Below are 15843 nucleotides of genomic sequence, written 5' to 3' on the forward strand. Positions count from 1 at the left end.
GTCTAACGGCCTATGACTCGCGTGCCGAACGAGCTACTGACGTTCGGCACGCTGTCGGGTTCCTCAGATGCGCCGGCAGGAACAATGGTTGCGTCGAACCGTGGCGCCGCGAAGGCGCAATCGTGACGTTTTGCTTCCCCTGCCCCGTGCGCGGCGCATTCTGCGGCGTAAGTCCTGCACCGCAGCACAATGCCCGCAAAAAGCCCTGTTTGTGACGCAATGTCGTTTGGACATTTTCTGATCAACCATTAGGATGGCGCGGACTTTCACGAGGGCTCCGTCCATGCCGCAACGCACCGTTCCCGTCAGCTCGCGCCTCAGCGACGTCCGCTACGAGATTCGCGGAGCGCTGTCGCGGCGAGCTAGGGAGCTGGAAGCGGAAGGGCGTCACATCGTGCGCCTCAATATCGGCAACCCGGGGCTGTTCGGATTCGCCGTTCCGGCGCACGTGCGCGCGGAAGTCGAGGCGAATCTCTCGCGCAGCGAAGCCTATTGCCACCAGCAGGGTCTGCAGGCGGCGCGCGAAGCGATCGCCGCGCGCGAAATCGCCCGCGGCGCGCAGGGCGCGCATGCCGACAACGTGTTCATCGGCAACGGCGTCAGCGAGCTCATCGACCTGACGCTGCGCGCGCTGCTCAACACCGGCGAGGAAGTACTGCTGCCGAGTCCCGACTATCCGCTGTGGAGCGCCGCGACCGTGCTCAACGGCGGACGCGCGCGCTACTACCCGTGCCCGGCGTCGCGCGGCCATCTGCCCGATCCCGACGAGGTCGAAGCGCTGATCACGCCGCGCACGCGTGCGCTCGTGCTGATCAATCCGAACAACCCGACCGGCGCGGTGTACCCGCGCGAGCTGCTGGAGGCGCTGGTCGCCGTCGCCGAACGCCATCGCCTGCTGCTGCTCAGCGACGAGATCTACGACGGCATTCTGTACGACGACGCAAAGTTCCATCCGCTCGCGCCGCTCGCCGGCGACGTGCCGTGCGTCACCTACGCCGGCCTGTCGAAGATGCAGCGCGCGTGCGGCTATCGCACCGGCTGGATCAGCGTATCGGGCAGCGAAGCGAAGTTCGCCGAGTTCCGCGCGGCACTCGACCTGCTCTCGGCGCTGCGCCTGTGCGCGAACGTGCCCTCGCAGTGGGCGATCGTGCCCGCGCTGACCGGCCCCGACACGATGTCGGCGCTGACCGCGCCGGGCGGCCGTCTGTTCGAGGCGCGCCGTGCCGTGATCGAGGGTGTGCGTGCGAGCGAATTCCTCGAGGTCGTCGCACCGCAAGGCGCGCTGTACGCGTTCCCGCAGGTGAAACCGGGCGCACTGCCGGCGTTCGACGACGAGGCGTTCGCGCTCGATCTGCTGGAGACCGAAAGCGTGCTCGTCGTGCCGGGCAACGGCTTCAACATCCGCGAGCGCAACCATTTCCGCATGACGCTCCTGCCGCAGCCGGCGGAGATCGGCGACGTGTTCGCCCGCATCGAACGCTGCCTGCGCCGCACCGCCGAGCGCGCCGCGCCGGCGCGGCATGTGGCTTAAATACGCGCTCGCCGCCATGGTCACCATTGCAGCGCCCGCGACGCAGGCCGCCGAAGGGCGCTTTCTCGCGCTGGGCGATTCGTACACGATCGGCGAAGGCGTCGCCGCGAGCGGTCGCTGGCCGCAGCGCCTCGCGCAGCGCCTGCGCGCCGACGGCATCGGTCTTTCCGATCCGCAGATCGTCGCGACCACCGGCTGGACGACCGACGAGCTGTCGGCCGCGATGGACCGAGCCGCGCTCGCGCCGCCTTACGATTTCGTGACGCTGTCGATCGGCGTCAACAACCAGTATCGCGGTCGCGGCGTCGACGAGTATCGCGTCGAATTCCGTGCGCTGCTCGAACGCGCGATCGCGCTCGCGGGCGCGCGGACGCAGCGGGTCGTCGTCGTGTCGATACCCGACTGGGGCGCGACGAAGTTCGGCCGCGAATCGGGCCGCGACGTCGCCGTCATCGCGCGCGAACTCGACGAGTACAACGCCGTCAATCGCGAAGAATCGGCGCGGCGCGGTGTCGCGTGGGCCGATGTCGCGGCGATTTCGCGCAAGGCGGGCGACGAAGCCTCGCAGCTCGCCGACGACGGCCTGCATCCGTCGGCGAAGCAATATGACGCGTGGTTGACCGCGATCGAACCCAGGGCGCGGCAGGCGCTGTCATCGCCCTGACCCATCGCGGCAACGCTATCGACGCGCGCTTTCGCCAAGATTCGCAAGGCTTGGCTACCGGCGCGCCGTCATGGACCGCCTGCGTTACCGCAGCATCTTCGTTTCCGACGTGCATCTCGGCACGCGCGACTGTCGCGCCGAGTTCCTCCTCGACTTCCTGCGCTCCACGCACTGCGAGCAGCTGTATCTCGTCGGCGACATCGTCGACATCGAAGCGCTCGAACGCACGCCCTACTGGCCCGCGAGCCATAGCGCGGTGCTCGCCGAATTCCTCGACAAGGCGGCGCGCGGCACCGAGGTGATCTACATCCCGGGCAACCACGACTGCGCGATGCGCGGCATGGCGGGACAAAGCATCGGCGCGATCCGCGTTGAACTCGATGCGATTCATACAACCGCCGACGGCCGTCGCTTCCGCGTAAGCCACGGCGACGAATTCGATCCCGAGCACTACGGCAAGACCTGGCTCACGCGCTTCGGCGACAAGGCCTACACGTTCCTGTGCTTCTTGAATCGCCGTTTCAACGCGGTGCGCAAGCGGCTCAAACTGCCGTACTTCGCGCTGTCGATACTCGCCAAGTCGCATATCGGCAGGGCGCTGGCGTACATCCGCGCGTACGAGTCGATGGCGCTCGAACGCGCGCGCGCGCTCGGCCTCGCCGGCCAGATCTGCGGCCATATCCACTTCGGCGCGATCCGCGAGAACGACGGGTTGCTCTATTTGAACGACGGCGACTGGGTGGAGCACTGCACCGCGCTCGTCGAACTCGACGACGGCTCGCTCGAACTCATCCACTGGAGCGACCGCCGCGCGGCGCTCGTACGCGCGAACGCCGGCGAGTCGCAGCCGGCGCCGCTGCCGCTGCCGGCCTGGGCGCGCGCATTGCACGCGCGCTGAATCGGAAGTCGCCGCGGCCCGCCGGCGCGGGCCGCGGCTGCCGGTGTTACGGATTCGGCACGTTGGTGACGAAGACCACGACGATCGCCGTGGCCTCATGCCCGTGGTCGTCGGTGATCGTGTACCGCAGGCGGCCCGCGCCTTCGGTGCCGTGCACGTGTTCGAAGCGGATCGTGCCGTCCGGATTGATCGTCACCGTGGCCTGGTGCGGCCCGAGGTTTTCGACCGACACCACGCGCAGGCGGTCGCCGTCCGGATCGGTGTCGTTGGCGAGCACGTTGATGTCGGCGCCGCCGCCCTTGAGCACGTTCGCCGTGTCGTCGACGGCAATCGGCGCGCGGTTGCCGGCCGCGCCGATCGTCACCGTCACGCGCGCGGTCGCCGTGCCGCCCTTGCCGTCGCTGACCGTGTACGTGAACGTGTCGGTGCCGGTGAAGCCGGCCGCCGGCGTGTACGTGACCGCGCCGTTCGCACCGAGCGCCGCCGTGCCGTTGGCCGGCGTGCCGACGCTCGCGACCGAGAGCGTGTCGCCGTCCGGATCGCTGTCGTTCGACAGCACCGCGATCGTCACCGGCGTCGCGGGCTGCGTCGAGGCCGTGTCGTCCTGCGCGACCGGCGGACGGTTGCCGTCGGCGCCGATCGTGATCGTGACGGTGGCCGTGTCGGTGCCGCCCATGCCGTCGGCGATCGTGTACGTGAACGTGTCGGTACCGACGTAGCCCGTGACCGGCGTGTAGTTCACGACGCCGCCCGCGATCGTCGCGGTGCCGTGCGCGGGCGCGCCGGTCGCGGTGATCGTCAGCGGATCGCCGTCGGGATCGACGTCGTTCGCGAGCACCGCGATCGGCGTCGCGGCGGCGTTGCGCGGCACGGTCGCCGTGTCGTCGCGCGCGTCGGGCGGGCGGTTGGCGAATACGCGCGGACCGAGCGTCGTGGTGCTCGACGACTTCTCGAAGCGGTACACGTCGACCGTGCGCTTGTGCTGCGCCGGATTGCGCAGCGCGCGCTCGATCCACGCGGCCGGGGCCGGCACCGGCTCCCTCTTCCATTCGACGATCTTCTTCGGCTCCGGCGCGACCGGCGCGGCGGTTTCCTCGATCGTCAGGAACTCGACGTCGACGCGGCGGTTCTTCTGCCGGTTCGCGCGCGTGTCGTTCGGGTACGCCGGATTGCGCTCGCCGTCGCCCGCCGTGTCGATTTCGGCCGCGGATACGCCTTGCGAGATCAGATAGTCGGCTGCCGCCTTCGCACGGCGCTCCGACAGCCTCTGGTTGTACGCGTCGGTACCGACGCTGTCGGTGTGACCGACGATGCGGATACGACTGACACGCTTGGTACCGTTCGCCTTGGCGATCAGTTCGGTCAGTGCGGCAACCGCGTCGGGACGCAGCGTGGAACGGTCGAAATCGAAGAACGCGTCGCCGTCGAGCTTGACCTCGTTGCGCACCACCTGCATTTCGGCCGGCGCGGCGGCGACCGCTTCGGTGCGCTCGACCTGCACTTCGCGGTACGGCTGCTTGGGCCGGAACGTATCGCCGAAGTCGTAGCGCACGAACAGCCAGCCGCGATCGTCGTTCCTGTCGATCTCGAAGTCGCCCTTCTTGCGTACGTGCTCGCCTTCGAGCGACAGGCTCCAGCCGGAGTTGCGGAAATACTTGTCGACGCCGGCCGACAGCGTGAACTGGTCGGAGTTGTAGCGTCCGCGTTCGTAGTCGAGGCCGCCGCGCACGCGCCACAGCGAATCTTCGAAGTGCTTGCCGACGCGCACGCCGACGCCCGCTTCGTACGGACGCTCGAACGCGTCCACGACCGTGCGCGTGGTCGACGTCTGCGTATACTGTCGCCCATTTTCCACACCGGTAAGAATATCGGTGACGGTCGACGCCGCGCTCGAGACGAAGCGGCTGCCGGTGATGCCGCCCGACACGTAGCCGTCGACGAAGAAGTCGTCCTTCTCGTAGCCCATGCCGAGCGTGGCCTTGCGGTCGTGCCAGACGTTCTGGTCGACGGCGACGAACGCCTTGCCGACGCGCACGCTGTCGGGATTGTCGATCGTGTCCTGGCGCGTCTTGCCGCCCCACAGGAAGTGATAGTCGAGCTGCACGCCGCCGGCGCCGTGCTCGGCGAGCCAGAACTGCGCGATCCACGCCGAATCGCCGTCGAAGCCGAAGACGCCGAGGCCTTCGCCGCCGACGTCGCCGTCCTGGTTGACGCCGAGGCTGACGCGCGCGTTCGGGCCGACGTAGGTCAGCGGAACGCTCGGATCGACCGCCGGGCGGCGTTCTTCCGGCGTAGCGTTGTCCTGCGCCGCGACGGGCGCGGACAGGGCCAGAGCGATGCTCAGGGCGAGCAGCGAGCGATGCATAGGTTTTCTCCCCAGGGGTTCCTTGGCTCACGCCAGTGGCGCGGATTATCGCCGATGAACGCGTCGTTGCGTCGAACGGCGCCTCACTTCCACAACACGCTTGCGAACGGTGCGGGAATCCCCACATGCCGACCGTGAAGGCCGCGCGAAAACCGGCGGACCGATGTATATCGTTATACAAGCGCACCGCGAGCGCCGCGTCGCCTGCCCCGAGGGCACCGGCGTATGATGGTCGCCTTTCCCAGACGTTCGACCTTTCGAGTTCCCCCATGAACCTTGCCCCAGAAACCCGCGACCGCATCGAAGACATCCTCCGGAACCACCGCATCGTGCTGTTCATGAAAGGCACGCGCAACGCGCCGCGCTGCGGTTTTTCGGCCGGCACCGCCGGCATCCTGAACGGCCTCGTCGACGACTACGCCAGCGTCGACGTGCTCGCCGACCCGGAAATCCGCGAAGGCATCAAGGCGTACGGCAACTGGCCGACGATTCCGCAGCTGTACGTCGACGGCGAGCTCATCGGCGGCGCCGACATCGTCGCCGGCATGGCCAACTCCGGCGAACTCCACGAACTCCTGGGCCTGCCCAAGCCCGACCGCACGCCGCCGTCGATCACCGTCAGCGACGCCGCCGCCGACGCGATGCGCGCCGGCCTCGCCGACGCCGACGGCATGGCGCTGCACCTGTCGATCGACGCGCGCTTCCAGGCGCAATTCTTTCTGCGCGAAACCGACGGCACGGAAATCCGCGCCGAGTCGAACGGCATCGCGATCCTGATGGACGTCGCCACCGCGCAGCGCGCGCGCGGCATCGCGATCGACTGGGTCGACACCGTGCAGGGCAGCGGCCTGTCGATCACGAATCCGAACGCGCCGCCGACCGTGCAGTCGCTCGACGTGCAGGGCTTGAAGGCACGGATCGCGGCCGGCGACATCACGGTCGTCGACGTGCGCCCGGCGCCCGACCGGCAGTACGCGCCGTTCGCCGGCGCCGAGATACTCGACGAGGATTCCATCGCGCGTCTGTCGGCACTGCCGAAGGACCGTCCGCTCGCTTTCCTGTGCCATCACGGCAACTCGAGCCGCGGCGCGGCGGAGCACTTCCGCGGCCTGGGCTTCCGCCAGGTGTTCAACGTCGAAGGCGGCATCGACGCGTGGTCGCGCCAGATCGACGAATCGGTTCCGCGCTACTGAACGGTACGCGCAGCGCTGCAAAGCGGAGGCCGCGTACGCGCGATAGCCGCTGATATACTCGCCCGCGACGCAGCTGCCACTGCGCCGCGGCGAGTCCGCGCACCGGCCCGGACGCTCGCGGCGCTGCCACGAGGAGAACGTCGATGCGTGCACGCGAAGACCGAACCGCCGGGCGCCATCGTCGATCTCCGACGGCCGCGCTCTGGCGCGGCGCCGCGCTCGCCCTCGCCGCCGTGACGCTGGCGTCGTGCGGCGGCGGCAACGAGACCGCCGCGGCCACGGCGTGCGTCGACGCGGTACAGGCCAAGCTCGCCGGACGCAACTACGAGCTGCGCGCAAAGGATCTCGCCGGATCGGCCAAGACCGTCGGCGACGAATGGCACCTGAGCTCGCAGATCACGTTCGACAAGTCGCTGTCGAGCGAATACAAGCAGACGGTCGACTGCAAGGTGCGCCTGGAAGCCGGCAAGGCGCCGAGCGTCATCTTCCTGCAGTTCAACTGGAGCATGGACGACGTCAAGAAGGGCTGACGCCGGACGCCGACCGGGCTCGCGCATCGCGCGAACCCGGCCTGCCGCGCCATCAGAAACGCAGGTGCTTGACCGACTTGCCCTCGTCGCGAATTTCCTTCAACGCGTCGATGCCGATGCGGATCTGCGCCTCGACGAATTCGCCCGTCACCTTGCGGTCGCTTTCCTCGGTCTTGACGCCTTCGGGAATCATCGGCTGATCTGACACGAGCAGCAGCGCGCCTGTCGGAATCTTGTTCGCGAAGCCGACGGAAAACAGCGTCGCGGTTTCCATGTCGATCGCCATGCAGCGCGTGCGGCGCAGATAGCCCTTGAACGCCTCGTCGTGCTCCCACACGCGCCGGTTGGTCGTGTAGACCGTGCCGGTCCAGTAGTCGCGGCCGTGGTCGCGCACGGTGGACGACACCGCGCGCTGCAGCGTGAACGCCGGCAGCGCCGGCACTTCGGGCGGGAAGTAGTCGTTCGACGTACCTTCGCCGCGCAAGGCCGCGATCGGCAGTATCAGGTCGCCGAGCTGGTTCTTTTTCTTCAGGCCGCCGCACTTGCCGAGAAACAGCACGGCCCTGGGCATGATCGCCGAGAGCAGGTCCATCACGGTCGCGGCGGTGGGACTGCCCATGCCGAAATTGATGATGGAGAGGCCGTCGGCGTGCGCGCTCGGCATGGCCTTGTCGCGCCCGCGAACTTCTACACCATGCCAACTTGCAAACAAATCCACATAATTCGAAAAATTCGTGAGCAGCACGTGCTTGCCGAAGTCTTCGAGCGGCACGCCGGTGTAGCGCGGCAGCCAGTTGCTGACGATCTCGTTCTTGTCCTTCATCGCATGCCCCTGCTGGTTCGCCGCGCCAAGCGGCGAACCTGGGTTACCGGCGACGCCACGCCGGCGAGGTTCCATTTGAGCAACCATGCGATTTTAGCCACCGGCAGGTGATTGGGGAAATGAACGAAAGATGCGAAGCGCTGGGTCTCGCGCTCTCGCTCTCGGAGCCCCCTTAAGTTAAGGGGGCGCCTGACGCGGCAGCGTCAGGCAGGGTTGCGGGATGTGATACAGCGCCAGAAGAATCAAAGCACGAGCGCTTCTTCGCGCCCATGCAGCGACTAGTACACGCCGTGTTCCAGGCGCATCAGCTCGTTCACCACGGCTTCGCGATCGCCGACCATCAGCACTTCCAGCGGCGTGCGCTGCGACAGGTGGTGATTGCGCGAACACAGCCACGTCGAGGCGATGACGCTGTTGCCGAGCACGTGCGTGGCGAGCTGCACGAGGCTGTCGTCGATGATGCGCAGGCTTTCGTACAGCGTGAGCGCGCGGCGCGCGAAGGCTTCCTGAGCGGCCTGCAGTTCGCCGCGCGCGGTCCGCGCCTGACGCGCAAGATCGGCCAGCACGGCGCTGTTGGACTGGTGCGGGGGCGCCGACATCGGCGGATGCGACGGCGGCGGCGGGGTCGCCGGACGGCCAAGTCCGCCGGCACCGGCAGGCGGCCGTATCACGGGCGGAACGGGCGCGCGGGGCGGCGGATTCTGCTTGGAAGCAGCCGCAGGCTGCGCGGCTTCCGGCGCGCTCGGCGGCCAAGTCGGAGCCCAGGACGATCGCTGGCTCGACATATTGCCTCCATTCGATAGCGTAGTGCCGGTATTCCGCCGGGCCCTTTCCGGCTGAACATCCGCGCGTTGATCTCCGGCCGGACGGACTTTGCGCCCGGCCCCTCGCCGTCAGACTACGCCGCGATCCTACCATACGCAGCCGTCTACACGGCCGGTTCACGATATCTCGAAACGCCCGCGCCGATCGCGACCTGGCGCACGCTGCCGCCCGGGTTTCGGACCGGCGGCAGCGTTTGGTCGGCGTATCGGCCTTGCGGCGGCGCGCCGCTAGCGCCGCTCGCCCTTGGCCAGCATCTCGTCCATGAACGCGATCGCCTCGTCCGAACCCGACTGGCCGAGCCAGAAGAGCGCCTTTTCCTTGGCCGAGCGCGGGTAGTCGCCGCGTATGACCGCGATCAGCGCCTGGTCGGCGCCAGTCTCGAGCTGCGACAGTGCAAAAACCGCCTGTTCGCGCACCTCGTCGGACGGATCGCGGCGCAGCGCGGCCGTGATATCGGCCTGGGCGCGCGAATCGTGCATCTGCGCCATCCAGAACAGCGCCTTGCTGCGCACGTCGTCGCTCGCGTCGCTGCCGGCGATCGCCAGGATGCGCGCATACGCATCGCCGGCCTTCGACTGCGACAGCGCGAATACCGCGTGCTCGCGCACTTCCGGATCGTCGTCGCGCGTCGCGAAGCGCTCCACGATCGTCGCACCCTCGGCGCCGCGCAGCTGGCCGAGCCAGAACAGCGCCGATTCGCGCCGGTCGCGCGGCTTGCCCGGCGCGGCGGCATCGGCGAGCGCCTGCGTCGCCGCCGGTTCGGCGTGAAACGCGAGCGCGGCGACGGCATGGTCGGCCTCGTCCTTGTCCGCGACCGCGAGTCGGGCGAGCCAGGCGACGCTGTCGGCCGGCGCCGCGTCGATCGCGGCGATGTCGCCCTTCGCCTTCACCGGGCACGACGTGGCGAGCGCGCGCAGCTTGTCGACCTTGCCGCCCTGCACGTGCGCGTAGATCGTCAGCGATTCACCCGGCGTGTGCGGATAGTCGCTGCTCGACCCCCACGACCAGTTGCGGGCGTCGAGGTCGCAGGTGCGCACGCTGGCCTTGCGCGAAAAATTGCCGTAGCAGCACGGCGGTTCGGCGCCGTCGACGATCGGCACCTGCCACGACGTCCAGCCGTTCGCGCGCGACAGCGCCGCGTCGAGCGAGCCCGCCGCCGCCGGCATGGCGACCAGCGCCAGCACGATGCCGAAGAATCCGGTTGCTTTCGTGTATCCGTTGCGAGCCATCACTTGAGCTCCTGTTCGATGATGTCGAGCGCCGCGTCGTCGCCCATGACGCCGAGCATGCGCAGGATCGACTGCTTCTCTTCCTTCGATTTCGCCTGGCGGTACAGCGCCGCCATGCCCTTGCCGTCGCCGGCGATCAGGAGGCCCTGCAGCACCGCGTCGCGCAGCGCCGGCGTATTCGCGCTGCCGTACAGCTTCACCAGTTCTTCGCTGCCGCCGGCGACGCCGAGCGACTGCAGCGCGGCGATGCGCGTGTCTTCGCCGACGCCGCCGTCGGCGACGATCGCCGCGAGTCCGGCGCGGTCGCCGGCGACGCCCAGCGCCTGCACGATGTTCTTCTGGTTGTCCGGTTCCTTGACCGAGCCGAACAGCTGCTTGAGTTCCGCCGAGCCGTCCATCGCGCCGAGCGCGTTGATCGCCTCGCGCCGCACCGACGGATCGGTTTCGTTGCGCGCAGCGTCAAGCACCAGATCCTTGCGGTCGGCGACGAGCCACGCCTGGATCACGTCGCGTTTTTCCGGCGCGCTCTTGCTGGTCTTGTAGATCTCCATCAGGCGCGACATCGCCGCGTCGTCGCCGCTGATGCCGAGCATGCGGATCGCTTCGCCGCGCAGATCCGGATCGCCGCCGCGCGCGGCCTGCATCACGAGATCGATCGCGCCGGCGTCGTCGAGCTGGCTCGCGACGAACAAGGCGCGCTTTTTCACCTTGATCGAATAGTTGCCCTTGACGACCTTGGCCAGGAGCGGCAGCGCGCGTTCGGGCGGCGCGCTCATCAGGCCCTCGACCGCGATCTGCGCGAGATCGTCGTCGCCGGTGGCCAGTTCCTTCTGCGCGGCGGCCGGCTGCGGGTTCTGGCGCAGCAGCGCGTCGGCTTCCTTGCCCCAGCGGCTCTTCGGAAACTCGCGGTGCAGGCGTTCGACGGCGGCCTTCGCCTCGGCGCCGCGCTTGCCCTGCGACAGCGCGTACGCCTGCCAGTACACCGCCGCGTCGGCGCTTTGCGGCTCCTTGGCCTTGAGCTCGGCTTCGAGCGTTTCGAAGCGCTTGAGCGCGACGGTCCATTCGGATTTCTTCAGCGCCTCGTGGCCCTGCCAGTACAGCGTGTTGAGCACCTTGTCGTTCGGCGCCATGTCGCCGTCGGCGGCCGGCACCGCGCAGGCCGCGCCCGCGGCGCCGACGAGAATCGCAAATAGTGCTTTGTGCAAAAGACTCTTTTTCATGTTCGCTCCAATCAAGCCGAGGTCGGGCGGCGCGCGTCGGAATCGATGCGTTTGCGCGTCGCCCGCAACTGAAACAACAGATCGGTCTTGTCGAGGTAGTCGCGCAGACCGTCAGTGCTTTGGATGGACCCGCCGGCCGGCGGGTTAGCAAGTTCGAGCAACAAAGGTTCGAGCTGACGCAAAAAGTCGGCCAGGCGCGTATTGCCGGAGCGCGTCGCGGCGGCCGCGTACAGACGGTTCGATTCGATCAGGTTCGACGCCAGCTCGCGATTGCCGGCGAGGAGTTCGGCGCTGTCGCTGTTGACCGCGGTCAGCACCGCGCCCTCGGTCGCGCGCAGATGCGCCGTGACGTACGCGTCGAGCACGCGCGAGGCGCGCAGCGTGTCTTCCTGCGCGACGGTCGGATTCGTCGGCAGGCTTTCGCGGCCGAGCCGGTAGCCAACGCCGGCCGCGATCGCCAGCGCGAACGCGCCGCCGAGCGCGAGGCGCGGACCCGGCGCGAGCAGTCGCTCGAACCACGAGCGGCGCGGCGCCGCGGGCGGTACTGCCGCACGCTCGGCCGCGTCGATGCGCGCGTCGAGCACGTTCCACAGCCGCCGGTCGAAACCCGCGTCCGGTTCGAAACCGGGCAGCGTGTCGGCGGCGTGCAGCGTCGCGTAGATCGCCTCGTAGCGCCGGCGCAGGTCGGGCGACTGCGCGAGCGCCGCGGCGATCCGCGCGATCTCGTCGTCGGCCAGGCCGTCGCGGTAGTGGTAGAGGATCAGGTCCGTGTCGCGAATCGTGTCCATCGCGTTACCTCAAGGGTTCCAGCGCGCCGCGCAGCTTGCGCACGGCGCGAAAGATGGCCTGCTTGCAGGCCGATACGTTGATCGAGAGCTGGCCGCAGATTTCTTCCAGCGACTGGCCCTCGTGGTGACGCAGCACGAACGCGCTGCGTTCGAGCGCGGTCATGCGGCCAAGCTCGGTTTCGACGCGCCGGCGGATTTCGCCGCCGCTCGCGTGCCGGTCCGGGCCCGGCGTTTCGTCGGCGCGGGCGGCGAGGAAGTCGCCCGCGGCGTCCTCGTCGTCGGCCGGCGCGGCGTCGGTCGCCACCAGCTCCTTGCCGCTGCGCTTGCGCAGCTGCTCGAGCGCCGCGTTCACGGCGATCCGGTGCAGCCACGTCGCGAAACTCGCTCGGCCGTCGAAGCCGGCGAGGTTGCGCCATGCGTTGAACAGCGCCTCCTGCACCGCGTCCTCGGCCAGCACGGGGTCGCGCGTGATGCGCCCGCACAGCCCGTACAGCGGACGCGAATGGGCGTCCACCAGGCGTCGAAACGCGGTGCGATCTCCTCGTCGGGCCGCTTCGACCCAGGTTTTTTCGTCTCCCATGGCGCCTAGGATGCGCCCCGTGCGGTTTCGGTTAGCAAGCCCGCGCCGGTTCTTATGCCGCCCCGTCCGGGCGGCGGCGCGCCCGAAACGCTACAATCGGGGTCTTTGACGTTCCCACCCCTTGCTTGAGGAGCCTCCCATGGCGGTGAAAGTTGCCATCAACGGTTACGGCCGCATCGGCCGCAACGTGCTGCGCGCGCTGTACGAATCGGGCCGCAACCACGAGATCCAGGTCGTCGCGATCAACGACCTGGGCGACGCCGAGACCAATGCGCACCTGACGCGTTACGACACCGCGCACGGCAAGTTCCCGCACGAAGTGGCCGTCGACGGCGGCGATCTCGTCGTCAAGGGCGACCGCATCAAGGTGTTCGCCGAGCGCGACCCGGCCAAGCTGCCGTGGGGCGAGCACGGCGTCGACGTCGTGCTCGAATGCACGGGCCTGTTCACGACGAAGGCCAAGGCCGGCGCGCACATCGCCGGCGGCGCGAAGAAGGTGATCATTTCCGCGCCGGGCGGCAGCGACGTCGACGGCACGTTCGTCTACGGCGTGAACCACGACCAGCTCAAGGCGTCGCACGAGGTCATCTCGAACGCGTCGTGCACGACGAACTGCCTCGCGCCGCTCGCCAAGGTGCTGCACGAAAAGATCGGCATCGTGCACGGTCTCATGACCACGATCCACGCGTACACGAACGACCAGGTGCTGACCGACGTCTACCACAGCGACCTGCGCCGCGCGCGTTCGGCGACGATGTCGCAGATCCCGACGAAGACCGGCGCCGCCGCCGCCGTGGGTCTCGTGCTGCCGGAACTGAACGGCAAGCTCGACGGCTTCGCGATGCGCGTGCCGACGATCAACGTGTCGGTGGTCGACCTGTCGTTCGTCGCCGCGCGCGCGACGACGAAGGAAGAAATCGACGCGGCGGTCAAGGAAGCGGCCGAGGGCAGGCTCAAGGGCATCCTCGGCTTCAACAAGGCGCCGCTCGTGTCGATCGACTTCAACCACGACGCGCGCTCGTCGGTCTACGACGCCACGCTGACGAAGGTAATGGGCGGCACGATGGTCAAGGTGCTGTCGTGGTACGACAACGAATGGGGCTTCTCGAACCGCATGCTCGACATGACGCTGGCGCTCGTTGCCGCCCGCTAACGAATCGACCGCCCTGCGGAACGACCAAAGGCCGGCGCAAGCCGGCCTTTGCGTTTCTACTGTCTGGCGACGTCCGCCTTCCCCGCCAGATCCGCCGCCAGCAACCCGTTGCTGAACAGATAGCTCGCCGTCTGGTAGTAGCTCATCGCCTCGCGCGCGAGCTGCGGGTCGAGCGCCGTCTTCGGCTGCGGGCTGTTCTTGTCGTAGTCCGGCGTCACCGCGCCGACGTGCCGTGCCGGCGCCAGTTCGATCAGCGTGTCGTTGCGCAGCAATCCCAGGCGCTGATAGTTGCCGACGAACGCGCGTTCGCGTCCCGGCTCGAGCCGAAACACGTCGGCGCCGTAGAAGCGGCTGCGATAGCTCATGCCGAGCATGCCGAGCACCGTCGGCCCGACGTCGATCTGGCTGACTATGCGATCGAAAGTGCCCGGCTGCACGTTGCGCGGCGAATAAATCCACAACGGGATGTGGTAGCGAAATACCGGCAGACTCGCGATGCCGCCCGACGACGCGCAATGGTCGGCGGTGATCACGAACAGCGTGTCGTCGAACCACGGCTTTTCTTTCGCGCGGCGCAGGAAGTCGCCGATCGCCCAGTCGGTGTAGCGCACCGCGCTTTCGCGCTTGCCCTGCGGCGCATCGACGCGGCCCTCCGGAAACGTGTACGGCCGGTGGTTCGATGTCGTCATGATGTGCGCGAAGAACGGCTTGCCCTCGCCGTGCAGGCGGTCGAAGTCTTCGATCGCAAGCGTGTACAGGTCTTCGTCGGCGACGCCCCAGATGTTCGCCTGGTGGATCTTCTCCGGCGCGATCGCGGCGCGGTCGCGCACGACGTAGCCGTTGTTGCCGAAGAAATAGTTCATGTTGTCGAACGCGCCGTAGCCGCCGTACAGAAATTCCGACACATACCCTTTCTCGTTGAACACCGTGGCCATGCTGAACAGGTTTTCGTTGTGCGGTCTTTTCACGATCGACTCGCCCGGCGTCGGCGGCACCGACAGCGCGAGCGCTTCGAGTCCGCGCACCGTGCGCGTACCCGACGCGTACAGCCGCGTGAAGCGCAGGCTTTCGTCCGACAGCCGGTCGAGTTCCGGCGTCAGGCTCGGATGGCCGCCGTAGACGCCCGAATAGAACGCCGACAGGCTTTCGATGCTCACGAGCACGACGTTGAGTTTGCGCTCCGGCTTGTCGGCCGTGATGTCGCGCGTGATGTCGGCGACGTCGTCGCTGACGTACCGCGCGTCCGGCGTCTGCAGCAACCGGCGCAGCTGCGCGAACGCTTCGTCCCCGGGCAGCGTGCGGTAGAAGCGCGGGTACGACAGCTCGCTCGCGCGAAACGCCGCGAAGAACTCGTACACGCCGTTGCCGGCGAGCTGGTTGACGTATTCGTTGCCGGTGCGCTCCTTCAGATCGCTGCGCAGCGCGAACGTCACGACGACGCTCGCGGCGAGCCACGCGAGCGCGAAGACGCTGCGCTGCGCGAACGTCGACGTCGCATCGGCCGGTCGGCGCCAGCGCCGGCCCGCGAGAAACAGGCACGTCGTCGCGAACGCGACGCCGACGAGGATCGCGCCGATCGGATACGACTCGCGGATGTTGCCGATCACTTCGTTCGTGTAGACGAGGTAGTCGACCGCGATGAAATTGAAGCGCGTCTGGAACTCGTCCCAGAACGTCCACTCGGCACCGGCGACGAACACCAGCGCGAATACGAGCGCGAAGCACAGCGCGGCGAGCCCCGCACGACCGAACCGGCCCTCGTACGCGCGCCGCGGCACGAGCCACAGGAACAGAACGAGCGGCCAGGCGAAATAGACGAATGTCGCCGCGTCGTAGACGGCGCCGACGGCGAACGCGTACAGCCAGTACGACGGCGCGAAGCCGACGCCGTCGCCGGTCGCGACGAGCAGCGCCAGGCGCGTGGCCGTCGACAGCGCGAAGAACACCGCGGCGAACCACGCGAGCGGACGAAAGCGCGGCCACACGGAAGCGATCAGGGACACGTCGGTCTCGTCTGCGGGGATTTCGCGAAGCGTGACGGGCG

The 15843-nt window shown here is 68.1% G+C and carries 14 protein-coding genes; 6 read left to right on the forward strand and 8 right to left on the reverse strand.

Features of this window, described 5'->3' with window-relative positions; all coding sequences use genetic code 11:
* Positions 1-253 precede the first annotated feature (253 nt).
* The 3 genes from OD750_RS14850 to OD750_RS14860 all read left to right on the forward strand — a co-directional run bounded on the left by OD750_RS14850 (position 254) and on the right by OD750_RS14860 (position 3093).
* Positions 254-1531 carry an aminotransferase class I/II-fold pyridoxal phosphate-dependent enzyme gene (locus OD750_RS14850; RefSeq protein ID WP_425508233.1) on the forward strand — a complete coding sequence of 426 codons (1278 nt, stop codon included), beginning with the start codon at positions 254-256 and terminating at the stop codon, positions 1529-1531.
* Between the two features lie 16 nt (positions 1532-1547).
* Positions 1548-2195 carry an SGNH/GDSL hydrolase family protein gene (locus tag OD750_RS14855; RefSeq protein WP_263542103.1) on the forward strand — a complete coding sequence of 216 codons (648 nt, stop codon included), beginning with the start codon at positions 1548-1550 and terminating at the stop codon, positions 2193-2195.
* Between the two features lie 70 nt (positions 2196-2265).
* A complete protein-coding gene (locus tag OD750_RS14860; RefSeq protein ID WP_263541466.1) occupies positions 2266-3093 on the forward strand; it encodes a UDP-2,3-diacylglucosamine diphosphatase in 828 nt (275 codons plus the stop codon).
* A 46-nt stretch (positions 3094-3139) separates the two neighbouring features.
* Here OD750_RS14860 and OD750_RS14865 read toward each other — a convergent pair whose 3' ends face one another.
* Positions 3140-5458, reverse strand: a complete 2319-nt coding sequence (locus tag OD750_RS14865) for an Ig-like domain-containing protein (RefSeq protein WP_263541467.1) — start codon at positions 5456-5458, stop codon at positions 3140-3142.
* 269 nt (positions 5459-5727) lie between these two features.
* Between OD750_RS14865 and grxD the strand changes: the two genes are divergently transcribed.
* Together grxD and OD750_RS14875 are read left to right on the forward strand one after the other, a co-directional pair.
* Positions 5728-6651 (forward strand): Grx4 family monothiol glutaredoxin, encoded by a 924-nt coding sequence (grxD, locus tag OD750_RS14870; protein WP_263541468.1) that lies wholly within the window; start codon positions 5728-5730, stop codon positions 6649-6651.
* Positions 6652-6794: 143 nt separating this feature from the next.
* Positions 6795-7181, forward strand: a complete 387-nt coding sequence (locus tag OD750_RS14875) for a hypothetical protein (protein ID WP_263541469.1) — start codon at positions 6795-6797, stop codon at positions 7179-7181.
* Between the two features lie 52 nt (positions 7182-7233).
* Here the strand turns inward: OD750_RS14875 and OD750_RS14880 are convergent, their stop codons facing one another.
* The 6 genes from OD750_RS14880 to OD750_RS14905 all read right to left on the reverse strand — a co-directional run bounded on the left by OD750_RS14880 (position 7234) and on the right by OD750_RS14905 (position 12646).
* Positions 7234-8004, reverse strand: a complete 771-nt coding sequence (locus tag OD750_RS14880; protein ID WP_263541470.1) for an AMP nucleosidase — start codon at positions 8002-8004, stop codon at positions 7234-7236.
* 278 nt (positions 8005-8282) lie between these two features.
* Positions 8283-8603 carry an MbcA/ParS/Xre antitoxin family protein gene (locus OD750_RS14885; RefSeq protein WP_263541471.1) on the reverse strand — a complete coding sequence of 107 codons (321 nt, stop codon included), beginning with the start codon at positions 8601-8603 and terminating at the stop codon, positions 8283-8285.
* A 453-nt stretch (positions 8604-9056) separates the two neighbouring features.
* On the reverse strand, positions 9057-10058 hold the full coding sequence (locus tag OD750_RS14890) for a HEAT repeat domain-containing protein (protein ID WP_263541472.1): 1002 nt from the start codon (positions 10056-10058) through the stop codon (positions 9057-9059).
* Positions 10058-11278, reverse strand: coding sequence for a HEAT repeat domain-containing protein (locus OD750_RS14895; RefSeq protein ID WP_263541473.1), 1221 nt, complete (start codon positions 11276-11278; stop codon positions 10058-10060). Before OD750_RS14895 ends, OD750_RS14890 begins: the two co-directional genes overlap by 1 nt.
* An 11-nt stretch (positions 11279-11289) precedes the next feature.
* Positions 11290-12066: a hypothetical protein gene (locus tag OD750_RS14900; protein ID WP_263541474.1), complete on the reverse strand. Its 777-nt coding sequence runs from the start codon at positions 12064-12066 to the stop codon at positions 11290-11292.
* A 4-nt stretch (positions 12067-12070) separates the two neighbouring features.
* Positions 12071-12646, reverse strand: coding sequence for an RNA polymerase sigma factor (locus OD750_RS14905; RefSeq protein ID WP_263541475.1), 576 nt, complete (start codon positions 12644-12646; stop codon positions 12071-12073).
* Between the two features lie 139 nt (positions 12647-12785).
* Between OD750_RS14905 and gap the strand changes: the two genes are divergently transcribed.
* Positions 12786-13799: a type I glyceraldehyde-3-phosphate dehydrogenase gene (gene gap, locus OD750_RS14910; RefSeq protein WP_263541476.1), complete on the forward strand. Its 1014-nt coding sequence runs from the start codon at positions 12786-12788 to the stop codon at positions 13797-13799.
* A 56-nt stretch (positions 13800-13855) separates the two neighbouring features.
* On the opposite strand, the gene OD750_RS14915 is transcribed toward gap, so the two are convergent.
* Positions 13856-15802 carry an LTA synthase family protein gene (locus OD750_RS14915; protein ID WP_263541477.1) on the reverse strand — a complete coding sequence of 649 codons (1947 nt, stop codon included), beginning with the start codon at positions 15800-15802 and terminating at the stop codon, positions 13856-13858.
* Positions 15803-15843 lie beyond the last annotated feature (41 nt).

It is taken from the genome of Tahibacter soli (assembly GCF_025717065.2).
Taxonomy (GTDB): Bacteria; Pseudomonadota; Gammaproteobacteria; order Xanthomonadales; family Rhodanobacteraceae; genus Tahibacter; species Tahibacter soli.